This window comes from Nocardia sp. GP40, from assembly GCF_050434125.1.
In the GTDB taxonomy this organism is placed as follows: Bacteria; Actinomycetota; Actinomycetes; order Mycobacteriales; family Mycobacteriaceae; genus Nocardia; species Nocardia albiluteola.
Genome location: NZ_JBNPVW010000020.1, coordinates 30,309 through 52,485, shown reverse-complemented (window position 1 = coordinate 52,485; position 22,177 = coordinate 30,309). Strand labels below are relative to the sequence as shown.

Here is a 22,177-nt window from a genome sequence, read left to right as displayed (position 1 = left end):
AAGCCCGACAAGCGCATCAGGAAGGCGTTCCCATCCCGCCGACCGACACGCAGAACGTCTTTCTATGCCGAGTTGAGTGCCTTCGGAACATGTTGCGCGCCAACAGCTACGGGTTCCGGCAGCGATCACCGAATAAAACGCTCACCGCCCACCATGACGCCGTCTCCGCGCACGGGGTGCTGGGGCCCCCGGCGCACAGTGCGTGGTCGATCAGGGCGCTGGCCGCGTTCTCCTGGCCCAGTATGTGTTCCGGGGTGTCGCCGCGTGCCTCGGACATGGAGACCGCGGCGCTTCGCCTGCCGTCGTCGGTGACGCCGTTGAGGGTGATGTAGCCGCCGTCTCCGCCCTCGTGGCTCCAGTAGGTTCCTCCGCAGCTCAGGGGGCGTTCAACCAGGCCGAGCCCGTATCGGCCGCCGGGCCACAGCTGTTGGACCTCCGCGCTCACGGGGACGGTCTGCTTCATCTCGGCCAGCTGCCGCGTCGGTAGCAGGCGGCCCGCGAGCAGCGCGCGGAAAAAGTCGTTCTCGTCCTGTGTGGTCGTGACCCACGAAAGGTTCTGGTAGTCCACCGGTATCTGGTCGGTGACGTTGACCACGGAATCGGGGCCGAAGAGCTGGTAGGCCTGGGCGTGCGGCTGGGGCAGGGTGGGCGAGGTGCCCATCCACAGGGTGTGGTCGAGGCCGAGCGGGCGCAAGATGCGGTCTTCAATCTCCTGGCGGGCGGGTTGACCGGTGGCCTTCTGGATGATCATGTCGAGCAGGACGTAGCCGGTGTTGGAGTACCCCCAGCCCTCGCCGGGCGGGAAGTCCGGCGCGTGGGCCATAGCGCGGGCAACCAGCTGCTCGGGGCTGTGGGCGTCGCGGCGCTGCTGGTAGTACTCCTCCGGCGTGGTGTATCCGGGCAGTTCGTCGTGAATGCCGCTGGTGTGCTGGAGCAGTTGGCGGATGACAATCCGGCTGCCGTCGTTGCCGTTACCCTGCACCACTGCTGGCAGCCAGTGGTCGACGGTGTCGTCCAGGGACAGCCTGCCCTCGGCCTCCAGTTGGAGGACCACGGTGGCGACCAGCGTCTTGGACGTGCTGGCCATGCGGAAGTAGCCGTCGAATGGGACCGGGCGGCCGGTGTTCAGGTCGGCGGTGCCGCTCGTGGCGACCGACTGTCGACCGTCAGGCGCGATCACGCGGGCCTGCACACCGCTGACACCGAGGGCGTGGATCGCCTCGGTGTCCTGGCGCAACTGCTCCACAGGGGAGGCGGCGGCGGTGGCCACCTCGGCGACGAGTAGTGCTGCGACACCGAATGCCACGGCGAGGTGCTTTCGCAGAGTCGAAGTCATGACTGAACGCTAGTTTCGCCCCCATCGGGCCGCGTCCGGGCGCACTCCCGGGATCGGCCTGGGGGATATTCCGGAGCGCGGGCTATCACCAGTCCCGCGTGGACTTCTCCGCCGAGCACCGGCTTGTCCGTGAGACCAATGCTTCGATCAACGACCCGGTCAATGCGAACAGTGTGGCGACGAGCAGTGCCCGGCCACAGGCCTCGCGAGTCCCCAACCGAGACACAACGGATGCACCGAACCGCTGCGGACCCGGTCGACGGCCCGCCGTGCGAGGCAGGATTGTCGTCGACCTCCGCGCTCAGGTATTCGACGCTGCGCGGGGAGCCGGGGATCCACTCACTGAAATCATCTGTGAAACCGGGCTTGTAGTAAGTCGGGCAGGAAGGCCGCAACGCTTCGGTCCGGTGCGGGCTTACCCAAGTGGTGGACTGCTGTCCGAGGCCGGTCGTGCAGTTCATCCGCCAGGTCACGCGGTAGGTGTCATCGGTGTCGTTGCGGCAGGTGTAGTCGTCACCGCAGGTCAGTCCGAGGGCGAGTTCCTTGGCAGCGGCCTGCGGGGCGAGCACCGCGGCCGCGGCGGTGATCAGGGCGGCGATGCCGAAGCCCACTGCCAATCGGGTCCGCAGTCCATTGCTGTTCGTCATGTTCGGCAACGGTAGGCAGATCGGCGAACCGTGTCATTGGCCTTATCTCCCGATCTATGGTGGTGCCTGCTACACCATCGAAACGGTATGGATGTGGAAAAGTGCACTGGCGCGGGGACTTTCGGAGAAGGTCTCGCGCCGGTGCACACTCCATGTGATGACACCGGATATCAACGTCGTCGAGATGGAATAACCGCTCCAGCTCGACTCGCGACAGCACCCGGTCCCGATGAGACATTCGTGTTCGACTGCTCGAGGCGGAGAGCAGGGGCCGAGCCGAGCTGTGGACCTAGCCTGGCGCGCGAGCCCGTCGCTGAGTTCGACCTGGGCCACGCCCGAACCCGATGCCGCACCGGGGGTGGAGAAAACTGCAGGAAAGGTCGGGAGTCAACCACAATGGCGGCGGGCGTGTAGTCCGAGAAGCTCTGAGGCATGGCACATCGGTCCTTCGCAATTGGTTGGCGGAAATACGTCTGGTTGGCGGCAGGTATCGGGACCGGGTTGTTCGCCACGAACAGCGAGTGGTCGATTCCGATCGCCGGGTGGTTGTTCTCCATCGGTCTGATGCGGTTCACTCGGAGTTCGGGTGCGCTCGCCGGATTCGCGTGCGTCGGTCTGGCTTCGACCGCGGCGTCGGTGGTCCTCGTCGCCGCCGCAGGCCAACTCGCTGTCCTGCCGCTCGTGCTCGGCTGTGGAATGCTGAGCGTGATCCTGAGTATTCCGCTGCTGATCGACCGGCTCCTATTTCAGCGATTGAACCCGTTCCCGGCCACCTTCGTCTTCCCAGCGGCCCGCGTGGCGGTCGAATTCCTGGTCGCGGTGATCAGTCCGTTCGGCACGATCTTCGGGCCTTTGGCCGCGGCGCAATCGACGAATCTGCCTCTGCTGCAATTGGTGTCGGTCACCGGTATTTACGGGATCAGCTTTCTGATGGCCTGGGTCGCGCCGGTCGTCAACCTCGCGTTGGAACACCGCTCGAGCCGGCCGCCGCGGGCCGCAATGCTGGCCTGCGCTTCGGTTGTCGTTCTTGTCTTCGCCGGTGGTGGCTTGCGGCTGGCTTTCGCACCGACAGAGCCGAATCTGGTACGTATTGCCGGGATCAGTGTGTCGCGCGCGGCCGAAGATCAGATGCGTGAGATCGACAACTTCCACACGCCGCAGGTCCTGCCCGAGCAGAAGCCGGTGCTGCGTCGAGCGTTCGCGGTGCTCAACGATGATCTGTTCGCGCACAGCCGGATCGAGGCCGATGGCGGAGCGAAGATCGTTGCGTGGCCGGAGGCCGCGGCAGTCGTGCTCGGCGAAGATCTCCCCGATTTCCTGCGGCAAGCGCGAGATCTGGCCAGAGACAAGCAGATCTATCTCAACATGGGTATCGCGATAGTCCTCGACGGGCAACCGCACTCACGCGATATCGCCGTGCTCGTGGCACCCGACGGCCAGGTGCTGTCGACCTTCGACAAGGCGCATCCGGTGCCCGGCATGGAAAGTCTGCGCCCGGGCGACGGCATCGTGCCGGTATCGGAGACGCCGTACGGCAGGCTGGCGAACGTCATCTGTTTCGATGCCGATTTCCCCAGCACACTGCGCACCCGCGCCGACATCATGTTCGTCCCCGCCAACGACTGGAAGGGCATCGAGCGCACGCATTCGGCGAACGCGGTGTTCCGTGCCGTGGAGAACGGATACACCCTGGTCCGGCAGACCAGCAATGGCATCGCGATCACTGTCGACGCCTACGGCGTGCCCCTGGCCAGGACCGACTACTTCAGCACTACGCAACAGAGCATGGTCGTGTCGGTACCGACGCGCGGTACGTGGACGGTCTACGGGGCGGTTGGTGACTTGTTCGCCTGGCTCTGTGTCGCGGGCGTCGCCAGTGTGGTGGCATTGGCTGCTGTCAGACGGATCGAACATCGGGGTTGATCATGGACAAGGACGAGAAGGCATTGCTGTCACGAGTACAGAGGGGCCAGACATCGATGAGGGCGAGGCTTGCGACACCGGTTCGAGCCCTGGCCATGATGTGCCTGTCGGTCGCGGGCATTGGTGCGGCCGTGCTGGTCGTGGTGGGTGCGGCACTGATGGTGGTCGGTGTCGGGCGGTATGTGTTCCCGTCGGCGGTCTCGCTGCTGCGCACGGTTGCGGACGCGGCCCGTCGGCTCGCAGGACGGATCGGCGTGGACATCGAACGTCCCTACGGTGAGGAGACCGGCGCGGTCGCACTGTTGAAGGCGCGCACGACCTGGAGAGATGTGGCCTGGGCGGTCCTCGACCCGATCATCGGTACCTGGGCGTCCGCGCTGGCGCTGGGCATGCTGCTGTTCGGTGTGTACGGCGCCGCGGTGCAGCCCTGGGTATGGCAGGCCAATGCGCGCGCCGGCGGCGCCAACTCCTACGGTGTCATCCGCGTGACCTCGACATTCACCGCCCTGGCGGCGATCCCGGTCGGGCTCGCCTTGATCGCGCTCGGCCTGTTTATCGGACCGAAGGTGTTGCGAGTGCGCGCGCGGTGGGCACGCAAGCTGCTCGGGCCGTCGCGGACGACTCGGTTGGAGCAGCGAGTCGAGACGCTCGTGGAGACACGCGCGGACAGCGTGGATGCGCAAGCCGCGGAACTGCGCCGGATCGAACGCGACCTGCACGACGGTGCGCAGGCGCGACTGGTCGCGCTGGGTATGGGCCTCGGGAACGCCGAGCGGCTGTTCGACCAGGATCCGGAGGCGGCCCGTCAATTGGTGACCGTCGCCCGGGAGACGTCGTCGAAGGCGCTGGACGAGCTGCGCCACCTGGTGCGCGGCGTGCATCCGCCGGTGCTGGCCGACCGGGGTCTCACCGATGCGATCCGCGCGCTGGCGCTGGATTCCCTGCTCGATGCCGAGGTGTCATCCGAGCTGATCGGTCGGCTGGCGCCGCCGGTGGAGTCGGCCGTCTACTTCGCGGTCGCCGAACTGCTGACCAACATCGGCAAGCATGCTGGCGCGGCAACCGTCCATGTTGCCCTCCATCACCGGAACGGCGTGCTGAACTGCGATGTCACCGATGACGGAGACGGCGGTGCCGATCCGGCCGAAGGCACCGGGCTGCAAGGCATTCGAAGCCGGCTGGCCGCCTTCGACGGAACGATCACCATCGACAGCCCGATCGGCGGCCCGACCCGTGTACACCTGGAGGTGCCGTGCGCGATCAGATCCGAGTAGTCGTCGCCGAGGATCTGTTCCTCATCCGAGACGCGCTGGTGCGCATGCTCACCGAGCACGGCTTCACCGTCGTGGCCGCTGTCGACAACGGTCCGTCGCTGCGCAGGGCCCTGGCCGAGGAACAACCCAATGTGGCCGTCGTCGATGTGCGGCTGCCGCCGTCGTTCACCGACGAAGGCATGCAAGCCGCGATCGAAGCACGTCGGCAGCGGCCCGGCTTACCGGTGCTGGTGCTGTCGCAGTACGTCGAACAGCTCTATGCCCGTGAGCTGCTCGCCGACGGGATCGGGGCGGTCGGCTATCTGCTCAAGGACAGAGTGTCCAATACCGAGCAGTTCATCGACGCAGTCGAATCGGTGGCCCGTGGCGGCACCGCGATGGATCCCGAAGTCGTCGCCAAACTGCTGAGCCGGGGCGATGCACGCGGCCGCACAACGGAATTGAGCCCCCGCGAACGCGAGGTGTTGAGCCTGATCGCCGCAGGCCGCTCCAACGCCGCCATAGCCCGTCAACTCACGATCTCCGCCAGCGCCGTCACAAAACACATCGCGAGCATCTTCGGCAAGCTCCACCTACCGGAGTCCGACGACGACAACCGCCGAGTCTTAGCCGTGCTCGCCTACCTCGACGGTCGCCCACAACGGCACGCCCATTGAGTCATCCTCGGAGAGCCGGGCGTCTCTCCGAGGATGTTCGGTCCGCCAGTGCAGCGCAGTCGCGCACGAGTAGGGGTTCCAGTAGTTTCGGCGCAAAAAACAACACATATGGCTTGACCAGCAGCGATGCTGTGTTGCCGGGCTCGGGCTGCGGGTAGAGGTGGTTGGTGCTTGGCTGGAGCGCCGGTGAGTGTGGTTGGCGTGGTGGAGGTTCGGGGTCGTGGCGACGCGGGTGTTCGCGGATGGGGAGTTGGCGCGTCTGCGGGAGTTCCCGGAGATCAGCCGGGAGGAGTTGTACCGGTTCTTCACCCTCGCTCCAGGTGATCTGGCGTTCGTGGATCCGGGGCGCGGGCGGGGTCCGGAGGATCGCCTGGGGATAGCGGTCGCGTTGTGTTCGCTGCCGTGGCTGGGGTTCGTACCGGACAAGGTGTCCGCGGCGCCGGCGGTGGCGGTGGCGCGGCTGGCGGATCAGCTGAGAGTTGATGCGAGCCAGATCCGTTCGTACGGCAAGCGGGCACAAACCCGCACCGAGCATCTGCGGCTGGTGGCGCGCTACCTGGGCTGGCATGGCCCGGGGGCGATGGAGTTGAAGGAGCTGGACGAGTTCCTGCTGGCGCGGGCGCTCGAGCACGATTCGCCGACGTTGCTGTTCCGGTTGGCGTGTGAGTATCTGATCTCGGCGAAGGTGATCCGGCCGGGCCCGGAAACCCTAGCTCGCCGGGTCGCACACGCCCGCACCCAGGCCCAGACCGAAACCTATGACCGGTTGGCGCACGAATTCACCCCGCAGCGGTGCGTCGAGCTGGACGCGCTGCTGACCATCGATCCCTCGATCGGAACGTCCCGGATCCGGTGGCTGACCACGGGTGCGGTGGATGCCTCAGCGTCGGCGGTGAAGACCGAGGTCGACAAGCTCGGGTTCCTGCGCAATCTGGGTGCGGACCGCCTCGATATGTCGGTGTTGCCGGCGGAGCGTCGTCGTTTCCTGGCCACGATGGGCCGCCGCCTGACCGGGCAGGCCCTGGAGCGTCGTGACCCGCAGCGCCGGTATCCGATCCTGTTGACGCTGCTGGCGCAGTCGGGCACCGATGTGCTCGATGAGGTGGTGGCGTTGTTCGATCAGGCGATCTCGGCGAAGCTGAGCCAGGCCGAGAACCGGATGCGTGATGCGCTGGCCGAACGCGGCAAGTCCGGGGAGGCCCGCCAAGCGCTGCTGGATGAGCTCCTGGCGATCATCACCGACCCGGCGATCGCCGATGAGGACATCGGCGGTCTGATCCGGGGCGAGAAGATCGGATGGGACCGGCTGCGGGCGGCGCTGGCCCAGGCCAAGCCGCGCTTGCCGCGTGATCACGGTCAGCTGGCCGCGTTGGATTCCTCCTACAGCTATTTGCGGCAGTTCACCCCGGCGGTGTTGTCGGCGGTCACGTTCGCGGGCGGCACCGCGGCGACGGAGTTGCTGAGCGCGGTGGCGGTGCTGCGGGAGCTGAACGCGACCGGGGCCCGCAAGGTGTTCGCCGAGGCGCCGACGGGGTTCGTTCCGGCGAAGTGGCGCGGCTACCTGGAGGAGGCCCGCAAGACCGGCAACACCACCGCTTACCGGCACTATTGGGAGCTGTGCGTGCTGCTCGGGTTACGCGACGGGCTGCGCAGCGGCGATGTGTATGTGCCGGGGTCGCGTCGCTACGCCGATCCGGGCTCCTACCTGCTCACACCCGAGCAGTGGGCGCCGCAGCGAGCGGAGTTCTGCCGTCTGGTCGGCAAACCGGCCACCTCGGACGGTGCCATCGCCGCGATGACCCGGGAGTGGGGTGAGGCGGTCGGCGAGCTGGAGAAAGTCCTCGCCGACGGCGACGGACCGGTGCGCCTGGACGAGGACGGCGATCTGGTGATCTCGCCGTTGACCGCGGAGGACATCCCGACCGAGGCGGTCGCGCTCAAGGCCGAGCTGACCGAGATGCTGCCGTTCGCGCCGATCGTGTCGCTGCTGATCGAGTTGGACAAACGCACCGGCTACCTTGATTGTTTCACCCACGCCACCGGCAAGCAGGCCCGCAGCCCCGAGCTGAAACGCAACCTGATCGCGGTTCTGCTGGCTCGTGCGACCAATCTGGGCCTGACGAGTATGGCCGAGGCCACAGGCATCTCCTACGACATGCTGGCCTGGACCGAGGAATGGTACGTGCGGGAAGACACTTTGCGGGCGGCGAACCTGGCGATCATCGACTACCACCAGCGGCTACCTTTGACCCCGCTGTTCGGCAGCGGCACCCTGTCCTCCTCCGACGGGCAGCGGTTCCCCACGCGCGGCAAGTCGCTGACCGCGCGCACGATGACGAAATTCTTTGCAGACGAAGGACTTTCCACGTACACCCACGTCACCGATCAGCACGCCAGCTACGGCACCAAGATAATCGTCGCCACCCGCCGCGAGGCGCATTACGTGCTCGATGAGATCCTGGGCAACGCGACCGATGTGCCGATCACCGAGCACGCGACCGACACTCACGGCGTCACGCTGATCAATTTCGCGTTGTTCGACCTGCTCGGGCTGCGGCTCTCGCCCCGGATCCGGGACCTGGGCAAGATCACCCTGTACCGGCCCGGCCCCCGCTCGGAAGTCGAAGCACGGTTCCCGCACGCCGGACCACTGCTGACCCGGCGGCTGAACCTGGACCTGATCACCGAGAACTACGACGACCTGCTTCGTTTGGCCGGGTCGCTGAAGTTCGGGCACGCCACCGCGTCACTGTTGGTCGGCAAGCTGTCCGCGTCGAGCAGGCAGAACACCCTCGCTGCGGCGTTGAAGGAGTACGGGGCCATGCGGCGCACGGTCTACGCCGCCCACTATCTGTCCGATCCTGCCTATCGGCGGCGGATCGCCCGCCAGCTGAACAAGGGGGAATCCGTTCACGCGCTCAAACGCGACCTGCACTACGCCCACGAAGGCATGATCCGAGCGCGTCACCTCGAGGAACAGACCGAACGGGCGTGGTGCCTGACTCTCGCCACGAACGCGGTAATCACTTGGACGACAGAGTATTTCGGTTTGGCGGTGGATCAGTTGCGCCGCTCCGGACGCCGGATCGATGACGAGGTGCTGGCCCATATCTCCCCAGCGCACAGCGAGAACGTGAACTTCATCGGCGCCATCGAAGTCGATGTCGAAGCCGAGCTCGCGCAGCTCGGCCCGACCGGGTACCGGCCGCTGCGGGTTCGCGACACCCTGTTCTGATCGCGTCTCTCTGATGTGACCTGATTTTGTCGGTCGGCCGTGGGTGCCGGGGGACCGCATTGAGGTGCCACCCGCCCAACTGGGCGAGATCCTATATCTGGTGATCCGGGCGTACGGCTGCTGCGAGGCAACGCAGCCCGTCCGCAAGCGCGGTTCGCTGGTCGGCGGTGAGGCGTTCGGTGAGAGAGGTTTCGTAATCGAGCAACTCACGAACTATCCGCTCGATCAGCTCGTGGCCCTCCGCAGTCAACGTGACCAGGACGCCGCGGCGAGACGAGGCGGTTGGCTCGCGGGTGATCAGACCTGCGGTCTCGGCACGGGCCAGCCTCTGCGAGATTGCACCGGCGGTCACCAGACTGCGGGCGGTGATCTGGCGGGTGGTGAGTTGGTAGGGCGCACCGGCACGGCGGAGCGTACTGAGCAGGTCGAGAGTGGATTCATCGATGCCGAGCCGGGCCAAGGTGTGGCACCGCTCATCACTCAATAGTTTGGCCACTCGCCACAGTGGCGTGATGACCTCGATGGATTCGGTACGTGCGCCGGGTAATTCGCGTTGCCAGGCGGCGGCGATCTGCTCCGCTGTCGGCACCGTGTCGATCGTTACGCCCGACATCCCGTTCTCTCCCTCATGTATGTTTAGTGCTAAATATAAATGAAGGAGGGTACCGATGGCGAGAACCATCGTGATCACCGGCGGCAGCCGTGGACTCGGACGGCAGGTGGCGCAGCGCTTCTCCGAATCAGGAGAACATGTGGTGATCACCGGCCGCTCGTACCGCGTCCGGGAAACGGCCGCCGAGCTGGGGATCACCGGGATCGAATGCGACGCGAGCGATCCCGCGAGCATCGAAGCCTTCGCCGCTCAGCTCGGTGACAGCGTGGACGTGCTGGTAAACATGGCCGGCGGCAACACCGATCTCATCGGTCCCACACCAGAGTCATTGAAAGACCTTGCAGCGCAATGGAACGCCAACCTATCAGCGAATCTGCTCACCGCGGTACTGACCACCTCGGCCCTGCGCGACCGCCTCCGCCCCGGAGGGGCGCTGATCAATGTCGGCTCGATCGGCGCCGAGTACGCCCCGACCTCCTACGGCGCGGCCAAGGCCGCCCTGGCGGCCTGGTCGGCGGGTCTTTCGGCTGAGCTGGCGCCGACGGGAATAACGGTGAACGTCGTTTCTCCCGGATACATCGAGGACACCGACTTCTTCCAAGGCAAACTCACCGATGAACGGCGTGCGCAGCTGATCGCGGCGACACACGACAAGCGCCCGGGGCGTCCCGAGGACGTGGCCGACCTCATCGAATTCCTGGCCTCCCCACGTGCCCGCCACATCACGGGCCAGGCCATCCACCTCAACGGCGGGGCCTACACCACTCGCTGAACCCCACTCAGCGGCTCGCGAGCAGCACGGCGACACAGTTTGACCGGCCATTCGGGCCGAGGCTGTGGTCCATCTGCGCGCGCTCGGTGCGAGAGACGCGCTCCGCTGGCAGCGACACAGCGCAAGCTGTAATGACATTGTGAGTGTTCCGTAAGCCGATCCACCAACGGAACACCGCAATCGCAGAACTCACGCCCTGGTCACAGTGTTCCATAAGGGTGTTCCGCGAACTGTTCCGATCAACCCCCGTCATATGGAACGATCGCACGGTGATCGAGCCCTTCCGCGTCGGATACGTGCGCTGCTCCACCGACGAACAAGACTTAGAGATCCAAACCGAGCAACTGCTCGCCCTTGCAGTGCCACGCGAGCGGATCTTCATCGACAAGGGATTCTCGGGCACCACCCGCCGCAACCGCACCGGCCTGGACAACGCGCTCACCGCGGTCACCTCCGCCGCCGCAGCGGTCTCCGAGCGGCAGGTGGTGCTGACCACGACGAAATTCGACCGATTCGCCCGCAACATGGCCGAGGCCGGCGAAATCCTGACCAGCCTGCGTGAGCGTGAGGTCCTGTTCGGGCTCAGCAGCCAGATCTACGACTGGAACGACCAGTTCGGCAAACTGTTCCTGCAAACCCTCGCCATGGTCGCCGAATTCGAAGCCAACCTGAACCACCTGCGCACCCGCGAAGGCATGGCCAAGGCCCGCGCGAAAGGCCGCCTCAAGGGCAAACAGCCGAAACTGCCTCTCGCAGCACGCAAAACGATCCACCGCCGCTACCACGACCCCCACGACGACGCCAGCCTCGCCGACCTCGCCCAGGAATACAGCGTCGGTCGCTCCACCATCCACCGCATCATCAGCAGCCCCGCACCGCGCGTGTAGCCCTATCAATTCAGAACCGGAAACCTGCCATCACTGCTGGTCAAGCCATTGTAGTTGTTTTTCGCGCGAGTTCTACCGGAACCCCGAACAAGGTCAGCACCCGCACCTGGAGGTTGCACCCAGGCAGCGAGATCACCCGCATCGAATGGCGCTACCTCAAGCCGGGCGCGGTAAAGCCCGTGCTGTTCTGACCCGTTCTGACCCGCACGGGCTGCCGGACTCGAGGCGTCACTGCGTCATCGCTGACATTCGTCGTCGGCTCACCTACGGCACCAGCGAAAGTCCGTGCCGCCGCATGATTTCGGCGACTTTGGCAATGTCCCTGGGGCCGGGCGGCAGTTGGCTCAGGTCTCGGTAGTACTCCTCGAGTCCCGGAGGGGAGACGACCGCGATGATGCGGGTCTCTGCGTCGAACGGGTTGTAGAACACGTGGGGGACATTGCGCGGCAGCAGCATCGAGGCACCGGGCGTCAAAGTGTGCGCGACACCGTCGAGTTCGACCACGACCTGACCGGCCGTGCAGATGAAGAGTTCGTCCTGGCGGGTGTGGACGTGGGTAGGGGGTCCGCCGAGACCCGGCGGCACCACATATTCGAACAGTGAATAGGCGCCGCCGGTGTCGGTCGCGTCCAGCCGGAGGTAGATGCCGAGGCCGATCGCACCCATGTTCTCGCCGCTGTCGGGCAATTTCAGCGCGGTGTCGTCCGCCCGAGGGTCAGGGGTTCTCTCGTCTTCGTCCACAACCGACTCCTTCGTTCGTCGCGGCCGGATGGGCCGCGCGGTCTGGGATTTCAGCCTGATCCGGCACCGGACCGAAACCGGTGTTCCGTCTCGCTGGGGGGAACGATCGTTTGCGAATCGACGGCCGCGCACTGAGTCTGTGATGACCGACACATCAGGGGTCCAGTCATGCGAATCGCGATAATCGGCGCAGGCGTCGCCGGTCTCACCACCGCCAAGGTGCTCACCCAAGCCGGGCACGCGGTCACCGTGTTCGAGAAGGCGCCGGATGTCGGCGGGGTGTGGAGCCGCACCCGGCGGTACCCGGGCCTGACCACACAGAGCCCGAAGGCGCAGTACTCGTTCTCCGATTTCCCCATGCCGAGGGAGTTTCCGGAGTGGCCGACCGGCGCGCAGGTGCAGGAGTATCTGGCCGCCTACGCGACCGCGTTCGGTCTCGACGAACTCATCAGGTTGAGCACCGAAGTGACTGCCGCGCAGCCGGATACCGATGACCGGTGGACCCTGACATCGTTCTCCGTCACCCAGGCGTCCGAACCTGTCACCGAGACTTACGATCGTCTCGTCATCGCCAACGGCGTGTTCTGCGAGCCCTCGGTGCCGTCCTTCCCGGGTGTGACGGAGTTCCGCGCGGTGGGCGGAATCCTGTGTGCGGGAACGGAATTTCACGACGTCGAACGGGCGCGGGGGAAACGGGTCCTGGTGGTGGGTTACGGCAAGTCGGCCTGTGATGTCACGGTGCCGATCAGCGATGTCGCGGTGAGTACCGATGTCATAGCCCGGCAGGCGCTGTGGAAGGTGCCGCGCCGGATCGGTGGCCGGGTCAACTTCAAACTGCTGCTGCTCACCCGTCTCGGGGAAGCGCTGTTCCGCTACGCGCGCCTGCGCGGAATAGAGAAGTTCCTGCACGGGCCGGGCAACGGCATCCGCGGCCGGATGATCAATTCCGTTGGCACCGCGTCGATTCGGCAGTTCGGGCTGGACACGCTCGGCCTGGTACCGCCGGGCCGGATGGAGGACATCGTGCGGGGCGCAATCGGTCTGGCGACCGAAGGCTTCTACGAGCGGGTCGCTGCGGGAACCATCACGGTGCATCGCGACACCACCATCACCCGGCTCTTCGCCGCCGACGGCCGCCCGTTCGCGGAACTGAGCGACGACCACACCCTGCCCGCCGACCTGATCGTCTGCGCGACCGGATTCACCCAGGGCGTGCCGTTCCTGCCCGCCGGGGTGCAGGAACGCCTGTTCGACGAGCGCGGGAACTTCCTGCTTTACCGGCAGATTCAGCCGGTGGACGTGCCCGGCCTGTACTTCAACGGCTACAACTCGTCGTTCTTCAGTCCGCTCAATGCGGAGATGGCGGCGGTGTGGATCGCGGCCGACATGGCGGGGATGCTGGCGTTGCCGGACGTGCGGGCCCGGCGGCAGGCCGTCGTCGATCAGCTCGCGTTCCTGGACTCGGCCACCGATCGCCACCACTGCCGGGGCACGAAGATCATTCCGTTCTCCCTGCACAATGTGGACGAGGTGCTCGGCGATGTCGGCCTCGATATTCACGCGGTGGTGCGCGCCTGGCACTGGCTGGCCCCGGTCGAACCGGCCGCGTACCGCCGCATCACCCCGGCGCTGATCCGGCGGCAGTCGGCGCGTCCCGAGGTCGCGGCGATACAGCCCGCGCGTCCCTGAATCCGGCTGCGGCACAGTATCTGTCACGCTTGTTCTGATCACACCGCGCTGTCGGCCCGCGGTGCGGCGGTGAAGTACGCGCGCGATGCCGCGGCCGCGGCCATGCACACCGCGGGGGCGATGCGATCCGCCCGCACGGCCGCGCTGGGCCCGGTCACCGAGACGGCCGCGACGACCTCACCGAGCGGACCGAAAATAGGTGCGGCGATACAGCTCACGCTGACATTGCCCTCCTCCCGCTCGACCGCCCAGCCGCGCGAGGGGACCGCGGCGAGTTCGCGCAGAATGGCCACCTTGGTGGTCAGGGTGCGCGGAGTGCGTTGCGGCAGTTCCGAATCCAGCACCGCGTCGATGGTCGCGCGGTCGGAGTAGGCGAGGATGGCGCGGCCCAGCGCCGAGCAGTAGGCGGGAATGACGCCACCGGTCTGGGAGAGCATCGGCATCGGCCGGTGCCCGCTGATCTTCTCCACCACCAGGATTCGGTCGCCGTCGAGCACGCCCAGCTGGACCGTGGTTGTGGTCGCATTGTGCAGATCGTGCAGGAACGGCAGCACCGCCTCGCGCAGTTGCAGCCGGATCGGGGCCAGGCTGGCGATCTCGAACAGATGGCTGCCGATGCGGTACCGCGTGCCGAACTTGTCCAGCCAGCCGAGCCCGACCATCCGTTCCGCCGCCCGGTACACCGTGGAGCGCGGCAGCCCACAGCGGGCGACCAGGCTCGCCAGGCTCAACTCGCGGTGAGCCACGTCGAAGGCCCCGAAAATGGCGGCCGCACGCTCGAATCCGCTGATCGGGGTCTCGCGGGCGGTGTCGTCGCCGGTGGTCCGTGTGGTCTCGTCTCGCACGTCGATAACCGTTTCTCTCAGGGGAACGCTTTGCTCACATTCCGCCCGGCACCCGCCAGGCTAGACCTCGAATACCCGGCAACGCTGGAATATCGGGAGGTCGTCATCGATATGCGAATCCGGACAGCGCTGGTCGGCGGCGGCGCGACCGGCATCGGCTACGCCAGCGCCGAAGCGCTGGCCCGGGGCGGATATCGGGTCGTGCTCGCCGGGCGGCGGGAAGCGGCCCTGAAGGAGGCGGCGGAGCGGTTGCGGGCGAGCACGACCGGCGAAATCGGCGTGCAGGTCTTCGATATCGCCGGTCCGGATGCCGCAGCGGTTCTCGACGCGGTCGAGAACCGCTGCGGTGCCGTGGATGTCCTGGTGCTCAATGCCGGTGGTCCACCGCCCGGTAGCATCCTCGAGGTCGCCGACGCACAGTGGCGCGAGGCCGCCGACCTGCTGCTGCTCGGACCGCTGCGGCTGGCCCGGACGGTATTGCCGCGCATGGCCGATCGCGGATTCGGCCGCCTCGTCTTCGTGACCTCCGCCGTCGTCCGGCAGCCACAACCCGACCTGGCGATCTCGGTGGTGTTGCGCTCGGCGGTCACCGCCGCCGCGAAATTGCTCTCCCGTGAATTCGCCGCCGCGGGTGTGACCGTCAACTGCGTCGCACCGGGGGCGACCGCAACCGAACGGCGCACCGGCATTCTGCGAAGCCGCGCGGCGACGGGCGAGCTCGGATACGAAGAACTCGACATGGCAGACGCCGCAACGATTCCGGCCCGCCGGATCGCGGATCCCGGCGAGATCGCCGCCGCCGTGGCCTTTCTGGCCTCCGCGGCGGCGGGCTATGTCAACGGGACCGTGGTGACGGTCGACGGCGGCAGAACGGAGACAATCTGATGGCAAGCAGCGGAAGCGAATTCCGGATCGCGGACTTCCTTGGCACGATCGCCGATACGGTGCCACCCGGCGCGGCGCGGCCGGTCGTGGTGCACGCCGACCAACTGACGCCACTGCCCGCCGACCAGGTGCACAACCCCACCGCACTGGCGATCGCCGGTCGGCTCCCGACAGTGAGCTTCGAGATCTTCCGGCAGACCATCCCGCCGGGGTCGAGCTCCGATATGCAGCGCCACCATCACGAAACCGTGCACTACGTCATCTCCGGCAGCGGGCACAGCGAGATCGAGGACGAGACCGAGCCCTGGGGGAGTGGGGATTTCATCTACACCCCGCCGTGGACCTGGCACCGCCACTACAACGACTCCGCCACCGAGGCGGTCGAGTTTCTGACCATCGAGAACTCGCGGCTGCTCGGCCTGCTCGGGGTGGGGCGGCGGCAGAGCGCGGGACTGGCCACCGTCGCCGAGGCCCGCGCCCGATTCGGAAAGGAACCGCTATGAACGAGCTGCCCGACCACATCAGTATCTGGGGCGAATTATCCACCACCGCACACGAATTGCGCTTTGTGGACGTCGCCGGAGTCCGCACGCGGGTGCTGCGCGCCGGGTCCGGGCCGGATCTGATCCTGGTGCACGGCACCGCCGGTCATCTGGAGGCCTACGCCCGCGACCTCGCGGGTCTGGCACAGGATTTCCGAGTGACCCTCTTTGACATGGTCGGCCACGGCTGGTCTGATCTACCGGACTATCCGTACACGACCGACGTGTTGGCTGCGCACCTGATCGGGCTGATGGACGCGCTCGGCATCGAGTCCGCGCATCTGTCGGGCGAATCGCTGGGCGGCTGGGTGGTGGCATGGGTTGGGGCGCATCATCCCGATCGTGTGCGGCGGCTGATCCTCAATACTCCGGGCAATATCGCCGACAAGCCGGAGGTGATGGTGAAGATGCGTGAGAGCACCATGGCCGCGGTGCGCGGCCCGAGTCCCGCGATCGTGCGCGGGCGGGTCGAATTCCTGTTCCACCACAAGGAATTGGTGACCGACGAACTGGTGAACCTGCGCCGCGCGGTGTACGGCCGCCCCGGCTTCGTGCGGGCCGCGGAGAACATTCTGGTGCTCCAGGATCCGGTGGTGCGCAAGGACTTCGCTTGGCGGCCCGAGTGGGTCGGCAAGATCACCGCACCGACGCTGCTGCTGTGGACCGACCACGATCCGACCGGCGGGCTGGATGAGGCCGAGCTGCTGCTGAAGTGGCTGCCCGATGCCCGCCTGCACGTGATCGCCGACGCCGGGCACTGGCCGCAGTGGGAGCAGCGCGACGAATTCCTGCGGGCGCATCGCGAATTCCTGTTGCTCGGTGAGGCTGTCGGCGATGAGGAGACAGCATGACCGAGATCGTCGGGTTGGTCGGCATCTCCCACTCGCCGTTCGCGCAATTGCTGCCGCCGGACGGGCCGGACGCGCCCGGGGCCCGCTTCGTCGCCGACGCCGCGCGCGTCGCCGCGGCCGTCGCCCGGCTGGCCCCGGACGCCGTCATCGTCATCGGCCCCGACCATTTCCACGCCAACTTCTACGACCTGATGCCGCCGTTCGTGCTCGGCGTGGAGCAGGCCATCGGATTCGGCGATTTCGGCAGCCGCCCGGGCCCGCTGCCGGTGGCGGGCAAACTGGCCTGGGTGATCCAGGACGGGGTCACCGCCGCCGGATTCGATGTCGCGCTGTCATACGCGCTCACCGTGGATCACGGCATCGTGCAGAGCTATCAAATGATCTGTGGTGCAACCGATATCCCGATGGTTCCGTTGGTCGTCAACACCATCGCGCCGCCGCTGCCCACCCTGCCCCGCTGCGTGCGGCTCGGCCGGGCGCTCGGCGAGGCGATCCGCGCGGCCGATTTCGTGGGCCGGGTCCTGCTCATCGCCAGCGGCGGACTGTCGCATTGGCTGCCGTCGGCCGACCCCCGCGACCCGGAACTGGATCACGAACGCCGCGCCGGGGTGATCCACGGCCGCCGCGATCCGCACGCCTTCGACGCGGCCCGCGAACCCCGGATCCGCGCCCTGGGCGGCGACCCGAACGCCCGGGTCAATGCCGAATGGGACGCCTGGTTCCTGGACCGGCTCTGCCGTGCCGACCTGGCCTCGATCGCCGCCCTCACCGATGCCGGCCTGGAGCGTGTCGCGGGCCGCGGCGGCAACGAGATTCGCAACTGGCTGATCGGATCCGCGGCCGTGGCGGCACCTTTCGTGTGGACCAGCTACGAACCCGTGCCCGAATGGATCACCGGTATGGGCATCGGCACCACCTTCCCGATACACCGGTGATTGGCAGGTCCTCGGCGTTGCCGAGGATCTCGTCCAGCACGTAGTGCGCCTTGCGGCGGGTCGTGACGATCACCTTGGTGCTGTGCTGATCGGTGACGTGGGTGTAGGTGGAAAGGCCCTGGTCGGCGAAGAAGTGCGGGACCGTGCAGGCGGTGGTCGACTTGCCGAGGGTCGGGAACCGTTGCCCGTCGCAGGAGCACGATTCGCCGACGCTGCTGGCGCGCCAACTAGGAGTGAAGATCGCGTGCCAGGCGCCGCTGACTTGCGAGCGGTGTGGCGCATGCGGGCCGCGCCGGTTGGCGGTTGAATGCGGTGAGCACCTCGGGGGCGTGGGTGAGCAGGGCGGTGTAGGCGCGGAATCGAGCGTGCAGCGTGTGGATCGAATCGTTGTCGGCCATGGTCATCGCGCGGGTGAACTCGCCGCGCACGACCGGGTTCACTCCAGCGCTGAGGTAGATCCGCTCAATGAGCGCTTGCGCCTGCGCCCACGCGTCCCCACTGCGTCGTTCGCAGTTTCCGACGGCTGGGGCGAGGTCGTCTCCGGGCTCGGCTTTCAATACTCGCAACCGCATCCGTGACGGAGCGATGTGGGAGGTGTCGAGCCAAAGCATCGTGGATCGCGGACAGCTCGTTGTCCAGCGCGGTCAGGCGGGTGGTCACCTCTGCCGGCGGTTCGATGGCCAGCTCGTGAATGGGGAGCTCGATGGTGGTGACGGCGTCGAGCGCGGCCGGGTCGATGGCCAGGGCCAGCGACCCCATTGCTTCGCACACGTTTAGCTCAGCCGGTGACCGTGGCCGGGTCGACGAGGAGCCCGCTGAGGTATTTGCGGACTTCGGTGGTGAGCTGTTCGGCTGTGTACCGGTCGCCGGGCCGGAACCACCGGGCGATCGAGGTCAGTGTGCTGTTGAGGAGGTTGACGGCGATCGGGATATCGATGTCGGAGCGGATCTTGCCTTCATGTTGTCCCTGTTCGAGGAGCTTGGCGGCGGCGGCATCGACGCTCCTGGCCCAGGACTGGTAGCGGCGCAGTCCTTGTGGTGAGAGCTGGTGTTGGTCGGCGGTGAGCACGAGGTAGAACGGCTGGTAGCGGATGGCCGAGGTCACATGCAGGTCGATGTAGGCATCGAGTTTGCCCCCGGCGCTGCCGTCGCCACCGACGATCCGGTCGATCCCGTCGCCGAGAGGATAGATCAGCTGTTCGACGATCGTCTCCAGCAGGCGCTGTTTGGAGTCGACGTACTGGTAGACGGTCGGCTTGCTCACCTTCGCTTCGATGGCGACATCGGCCAACGTCGCGTCGGTATAACCGCGGCGGGCGAACACCCGTGCGGCGGCGTCGATCAGATCCTGTACGTCGATGGCCCGGCGTCGTCCCATCGAGACTCCTCTCCTCGAGGCTCATATTACTGAACCCATCAGTTAGTGGTCGATAGACCCGTCGATCCGGGACTTTTTTGCTTGTCCTTCTTGACACTCCAGTGTCATCGGAGAATATTTATTGACTGGCGGGTTAAGTTATTTTGCTCAGTGCCCGTCAGGGCGCAAAGGAGGAATCGTCATGCGTGAGGTCGACATCGTGGGGGTAGGGATCACGCCGTTCGGCAAGCGCTCGGAGACATCGCTGCGATCGCTGGCGGCTTCGGCCATGACCGGCGCTCTGATGGATGCGAAGCTGGCCGCCGACGAGGTCGACCTGCTGGTTTCGGGTAACGCGATGGCCGGTGTGTTGTCCGGTCAGGAGATGATCCGCGGCCAGGTCGCGGCGACCGCGGCCGGTCTGGCCGGGGTGCCCGTGCTCAACGTGGAGAACGCATGCACGACCTCATCCAGCGCGGTGCATGTGGCGTTGACCGCGATCCGATCCGGGATGTACGACACCGTGCTTGTGTGCGGTGCGGAAAAGATGACCGGCCTGCCCACCGGGGCCGTGCTCGAGGCGATGGTCAGCGGCGCTGACATCACCCGCATCCCGGAGATCACGCGTGAGTTGACCGGGAGCGCCGAGCCCGTCGAGTCGTTTTTCATGGCCGTGTACGCCGAGATCACCCGGGGCTATCAGGCGCGCTCGGGAGCGACCGCGACCGAGCTGGCCGAGGTGGCGGTGAAGAACTCGCGCCACGGCACGCTGAACCCGAACGCACAGTATCGGCGGGCGCTGACCCGCGAGGAGGTCCTCGGCAGCAGGGTGGTGGCGTCGCCGCTGACGATGTTGATGTGCTCACCGATCGCCGACGGCGCTGCGGCGCTCGTGCTGCGCGCCGCGGACCGCCACGGCGCAGAGTCCCGGCCGGTGCGGATCCGGGCCTGCGCGTTGGGATCTGGGGTGCCCGGTGCGGGAGCACCCACGACACCATTGGAACGCCGGACCGCCGAGGCAGCCTATCGACAGGCCGGCGTCGGCCCGGAAGACCTCGATGTGGTGGAGGTTCACGACGCGGCTTCGCCGAACGAGTTGATCATGTATGAGGAACTCGGTCTCTGCGGAGTCGGTGAGGGCACGAAACTGTTGATGTCCGGCGCGACCGCCCTGGGCGGGCGGATCCCGGTCAATCCGGACGGCGGTCTGGTCTCGCGTGGCCATCCGGTCGGCGCGACCGGCTGCGCGCAACTGGTCGAACTCGTCACCCAACTGCGCGGGGCAGCGGGCGACCGGCAGGTGCCCGGCGCCAGGATTGCGCTGGCCGAGAACGCCGGGGGGTACTTGCACCCCGACGCGGCAGCCTGCACCGTGACCATCCTGGAAGGTGCCGGGGCGTGAGCGGCGAGATTGTGACCGAATGCCGGGGTGTGGCGCTGTGGCTTGTGCTCAACCGCCCGCAGGCACTCAACAGCCTGACCGCGGGCCTGCTCGACGAGCTCGACGCCGGTGTGACTGCGGCAGAGCAGGACTCGAACATCCGCGTGGTGGTGCTGGCGGCGCGGGGTTCGGCGTTCTGTGCAGGCGCCGATCTCACCGAATTTCCCGACCCACAAAGCGCGCAAGGATTTCTGCGGCGGGTCGGGGAGGTATTCGACCGCATCGAAAGTCTCGCCAAACCGGTCATCGCCACGGTCGCGGGTATCGCGGTCGGCGGCGGACTGGAACTGGTGCTGTGCGCTGACCTGGTGGTCGCCGCGCGCTCGGCACGGTTCGGCGACGGCCACGCCAACTACGGCCTGCTGCCCGGCGCGGGCGGCTCGGTCCGGTTACCGCGCCGCATCGGCATCGCCAAGGCCAAGCACCTGATGTTCACCGGCAACCTCATGCCCGCACAAAGCTTCACCGGCACCGACCTCGTCACCGTCCTCGCCGACGACGACCGGCTCATCACGGAAACCGACGCGCTCGTCGACTCCATCGCCGCGAAAAGTCCGCTCGGCATCGCCGCGATGAAACAACTCGTCGCAGACGGAATGCGGTCCAGCATCCCTGACGCCCTGCGCAGGGAACAGGACCGCTGCGCCGAACATGCCCGTTCACACGACTTCTCCGAAGGCTTGCGGGCATTCACCGAGAAACGTCCGCCGGTCTTCACCGGCATGTAGCCATCGACCAAGGAAGTGAACTCGCTCGTGCATAACCTATTTCGCCTCGACGGACGCACCGTGCTGGTCACCGGCGCCGGTCAGGGAGTCGGCCGCCAGGTCGCCCTGCACTGCGCCGCACAGGGCGCCGCCGTTGTCGTCAACGACTACTACCTCGACCGTGCCGAAACCGTCGCGCAGGAAGTCCGCGCGGTCGGGGCTGCCGCGCTGGCGTGCGGCGGCGACGTTACCGACTTCGACGACGTCACCCGCATGGTCGAGACGGCCCGCGTCCAACTGGGCGGCATCGACGTACTGGTCAACAACGCGGGAAACGCCGGTCCCGCACAGGATCCCATCCGGCCCACGCCTCCGTTCTGGGAGACCGATCCCAAGGACTGGCAGCCATGGCTGGGGACGAACTTCTTCGGCGTGCTGAACTGCACCCGGGCCACCGTACCCGGCATGGTGGAACGCGGATACGGGCGGATCGTCACCGTCATCTCCGACGCTGGACGAGTCGGCGAACCCCACCTGGTCGTCTACAGCGGAGCCAAGGCCGGTGCCGCGGGATTCATCCGCGGACTGGCTAAAGCCGTTGGCCGCCATGGCATCACCGCAAACTGTGTCGCGCTGGGACCGATCCGCACGCCGGGAATCGCCTCGGCCGTCGAGGATCCTGCCCAAGTCAAGGCGCTGCTGCGCAACTACGTCGTGCGACGACTGGGTGAACCGGACGACGCGGCCAACATGATCCTGTTCCTGGCCTCCGACCAAGCGTCCTGGATCACCGGTCAGACCTATCCGATCAACGGCGGCTACTCGTTCGCCGTGTGAACAC

The 22,177-nt window shown here is 66.7% G+C and carries 21 protein-coding genes and 1 pseudogene; 14 read left to right on the top strand and 8 right to left on the bottom strand.

The genetic code is table 11. From position 1 onward, the window contains the following. Positions 1-106 precede the first annotated feature (106 nt). Both ABH933_RS40325 and ABH933_RS40320 read right to left on the bottom strand, forming a co-directional pair. Positions 107-1,336 (bottom strand): serine hydrolase domain-containing protein, encoded by a 1,230-nt coding sequence (locus tag ABH933_RS40325; protein WP_429427200.1) that lies wholly within the window; start codon positions 1,334-1,336, stop codon positions 107-109. Then, a complete protein-coding gene (locus ABH933_RS40320; protein WP_429427202.1) occupies positions 1,333-1,947 on the bottom strand; it encodes a hypothetical protein in 615 nt (204 codons plus the stop codon). Before ABH933_RS40320 ends, ABH933_RS40325 begins: the two co-directional genes overlap by 4 nt. Before the next feature lie 468 nt (positions 1,948-2,415). On the opposite strand from ABH933_RS40320, the gene ABH933_RS40315 reads away from it, so the two are divergent. The 4 genes from ABH933_RS40315 (at position 2,416) to ABH933_RS40300 (ending at position 9,071) form a co-directional block, all read left to right on the top strand. After that, positions 2,416-3,906 carry a nitrilase-related carbon-nitrogen hydrolase gene (locus ABH933_RS40315; RefSeq protein ID WP_429427204.1) on the top strand — a complete coding sequence of 497 codons (1,491 nt, stop codon included), beginning with the start codon at positions 2,416-2,418 and terminating at the stop codon, positions 3,904-3,906. A gap of 56 nt (positions 3,907-3,962) precedes the next feature. After that, on the top strand, positions 3,963-5,180 hold the full coding sequence (locus tag ABH933_RS40310; RefSeq protein ID WP_429427206.1) for a sensor histidine kinase: 1,218 nt from the start codon (positions 3,963-3,965) through the stop codon (positions 5,178-5,180). Then, positions 5,171-5,836 carry a response regulator transcription factor gene (locus ABH933_RS40305; protein WP_429427310.1) on the top strand — a complete coding sequence of 222 codons (666 nt, stop codon included), beginning with the start codon at positions 5,171-5,173 and terminating at the stop codon, positions 5,834-5,836. The genes ABH933_RS40310 and ABH933_RS40305 overlap by 10 nt, the downstream gene beginning before the upstream one ends. A gap of 220 nt (positions 5,837-6,056) precedes the next feature. After that, entirely contained in the window at positions 6,057-9,071 is a 3,015-nt protein-coding gene (locus tag ABH933_RS40300; protein WP_429427208.1) for a Tn3 family transposase, read from the top strand. Between the two features lie 91 nt (positions 9,072-9,162). Here ABH933_RS40300 and ABH933_RS40295 read toward each other — a convergent pair whose 3' ends face one another. Beyond that, positions 9,163-9,753: a MarR family winged helix-turn-helix transcriptional regulator gene (locus ABH933_RS40295; RefSeq protein WP_429427210.1), complete on the bottom strand. Its 591-nt coding sequence runs from the start codon at positions 9,751-9,753 to the stop codon at positions 9,163-9,165. Here ABH933_RS40295 and ABH933_RS40290 point away from each other — a divergent pair. Beyond that, complete coding sequence (locus tag ABH933_RS40290; RefSeq protein WP_429427212.1) at positions 9,740-10,456, top strand: SDR family NAD(P)-dependent oxidoreductase; 717 nt, start codon at positions 9,740-9,742, stop codon at positions 10,454-10,456. The two genes, ABH933_RS40295 and ABH933_RS40290, sit on opposite strands and share 14 nt — an antisense overlap. Before the next feature lie 269 nt (positions 10,457-10,725). Next, on the top strand, positions 10,726-11,343 hold the full coding sequence (locus ABH933_RS40285) for a recombinase family protein (RefSeq protein WP_429427214.1): 618 nt from the start codon (positions 10,726-10,728) through the stop codon (positions 11,341-11,343). 264 nt (positions 11,344-11,607) lie between these two features. On the opposite strand, the gene ABH933_RS40280 is transcribed toward ABH933_RS40285, so the two are convergent. After that, complete coding sequence (locus tag ABH933_RS40280; protein ID WP_429427216.1) at positions 11,608-12,084, bottom strand: cupin domain-containing protein; 477 nt, start codon at positions 12,082-12,084, stop codon at positions 11,608-11,610. Between the two features lie 168 nt (positions 12,085-12,252). Here ABH933_RS40280 and ABH933_RS40275 point away from each other — a divergent pair, with 168 nt between their 5' ends. Further along, a complete protein-coding gene (locus ABH933_RS40275) occupies positions 12,253-13,773 on the top strand; it encodes a flavin-containing monooxygenase (RefSeq protein ID WP_429427218.1) in 1,521 nt (506 codons plus the stop codon). Positions 13,774-13,811: 38 nt separating this feature from the next. On the opposite strand, the gene ABH933_RS40270 is transcribed toward ABH933_RS40275, so the two are convergent. Further along, entirely contained in the window at positions 13,812-14,618 is an 807-nt protein-coding gene (locus ABH933_RS40270) for an IclR family transcriptional regulator (RefSeq protein WP_429427220.1), read from the bottom strand. Positions 14,619-14,729: 111 nt separating this feature from the next. Here ABH933_RS40270 and ABH933_RS40265 point away from each other — a divergent pair, with 111 nt between their 5' ends. Genes ABH933_RS40265 through ABH933_RS40250 form a run of 4 tightly spaced genes read left to right on the top strand, consistent with a single transcriptional unit; the run spans position 14,730 to position 17,831 of the window. Then, positions 14,730-15,503: an SDR family oxidoreductase gene (locus ABH933_RS40265; protein ID WP_429427222.1), complete on the top strand. Its 774-nt coding sequence runs from the start codon at positions 14,730-14,732 to the stop codon at positions 15,501-15,503. Continuing rightward, complete coding sequence (locus ABH933_RS40260; RefSeq protein ID WP_429427224.1) at positions 15,503-16,006, top strand: cupin domain-containing protein; 504 nt, start codon at positions 15,503-15,505, stop codon at positions 16,004-16,006. Before ABH933_RS40265 ends, ABH933_RS40260 begins: the two co-directional genes overlap by 1 nt. After that, positions 16,003-16,896: an alpha/beta fold hydrolase gene (locus tag ABH933_RS40255; protein WP_429427226.1), complete on the top strand. Its 894-nt coding sequence runs from the start codon at positions 16,003-16,005 to the stop codon at positions 16,894-16,896. Before ABH933_RS40260 ends, ABH933_RS40255 begins: the two co-directional genes overlap by 4 nt. Beyond that, the gene (locus ABH933_RS40250) at positions 16,893-17,831 is read left to right on the top strand and encodes a hypothetical protein (protein ID WP_429427228.1); all 939 of its coding nucleotides are present in this window, start codon (positions 16,893-16,895) and stop codon (positions 17,829-17,831) included. The genes ABH933_RS40255 and ABH933_RS40250 overlap by 4 nt, the downstream gene beginning before the upstream one ends. Here ABH933_RS40250 and ABH933_RS40245 read toward each other — a convergent pair. From ABH933_RS40245 to ABH933_RS40235, 3 genes and pseudogenes are all read right to left on the bottom strand, one after another. Beyond that, positions 17,827-18,039, bottom strand: a pseudogene (locus tag ABH933_RS40245) (Tn3 family transposase); the annotation flags it as partial. The gene ABH933_RS40250 and the pseudogene ABH933_RS40245 sit on opposite strands and share 5 nt — an antisense overlap. Positions 18,040-18,058: 19 nt before the next feature. Beyond that, positions 18,059-18,397: a hypothetical protein gene (locus tag ABH933_RS40240; RefSeq protein ID WP_429427230.1), complete on the bottom strand. Its 339-nt coding sequence runs from the start codon at positions 18,395-18,397 to the stop codon at positions 18,059-18,061. Positions 18,398-18,609: 212 nt separating this feature from the next. Continuing rightward, positions 18,610-19,209: a TetR/AcrR family transcriptional regulator gene (locus ABH933_RS40235; RefSeq protein WP_429427232.1), complete on the bottom strand. Its 600-nt coding sequence runs from the start codon at positions 19,207-19,209 to the stop codon at positions 18,610-18,612. A gap of 181 nt (positions 19,210-19,390) precedes the next feature. Between ABH933_RS40235 and ABH933_RS40230 the strand changes: the two genes are divergently transcribed. Genes ABH933_RS40230 through ABH933_RS40220 form a run of 3 tightly spaced genes read left to right on the top strand, consistent with a single transcriptional unit; the run spans position 19,391 to position 22,173 of the window. Continuing rightward, the gene (locus ABH933_RS40230; RefSeq protein ID WP_429427234.1) at positions 19,391-20,590 is read left to right on the top strand and encodes a thiolase C-terminal domain-containing protein; all 1,200 of its coding nucleotides are present in this window, start codon (positions 19,391-19,393) and stop codon (positions 20,588-20,590) included. Continuing rightward, a complete protein-coding gene (locus ABH933_RS40225) occupies positions 20,587-21,357 on the top strand; it encodes an enoyl-CoA hydratase/isomerase family protein (protein ID WP_429427236.1) in 771 nt (256 codons plus the stop codon). The genes ABH933_RS40230 and ABH933_RS40225 overlap by 4 nt, the downstream gene beginning before the upstream one ends. A 27-nt stretch (positions 21,358-21,384) precedes the next feature. Continuing rightward, complete coding sequence (locus tag ABH933_RS40220; RefSeq protein WP_429427238.1) at positions 21,385-22,173, top strand: SDR family NAD(P)-dependent oxidoreductase; 789 nt, start codon at positions 21,385-21,387, stop codon at positions 22,171-22,173. Positions 22,174-22,177: the final 4 nt, after the last annotated feature.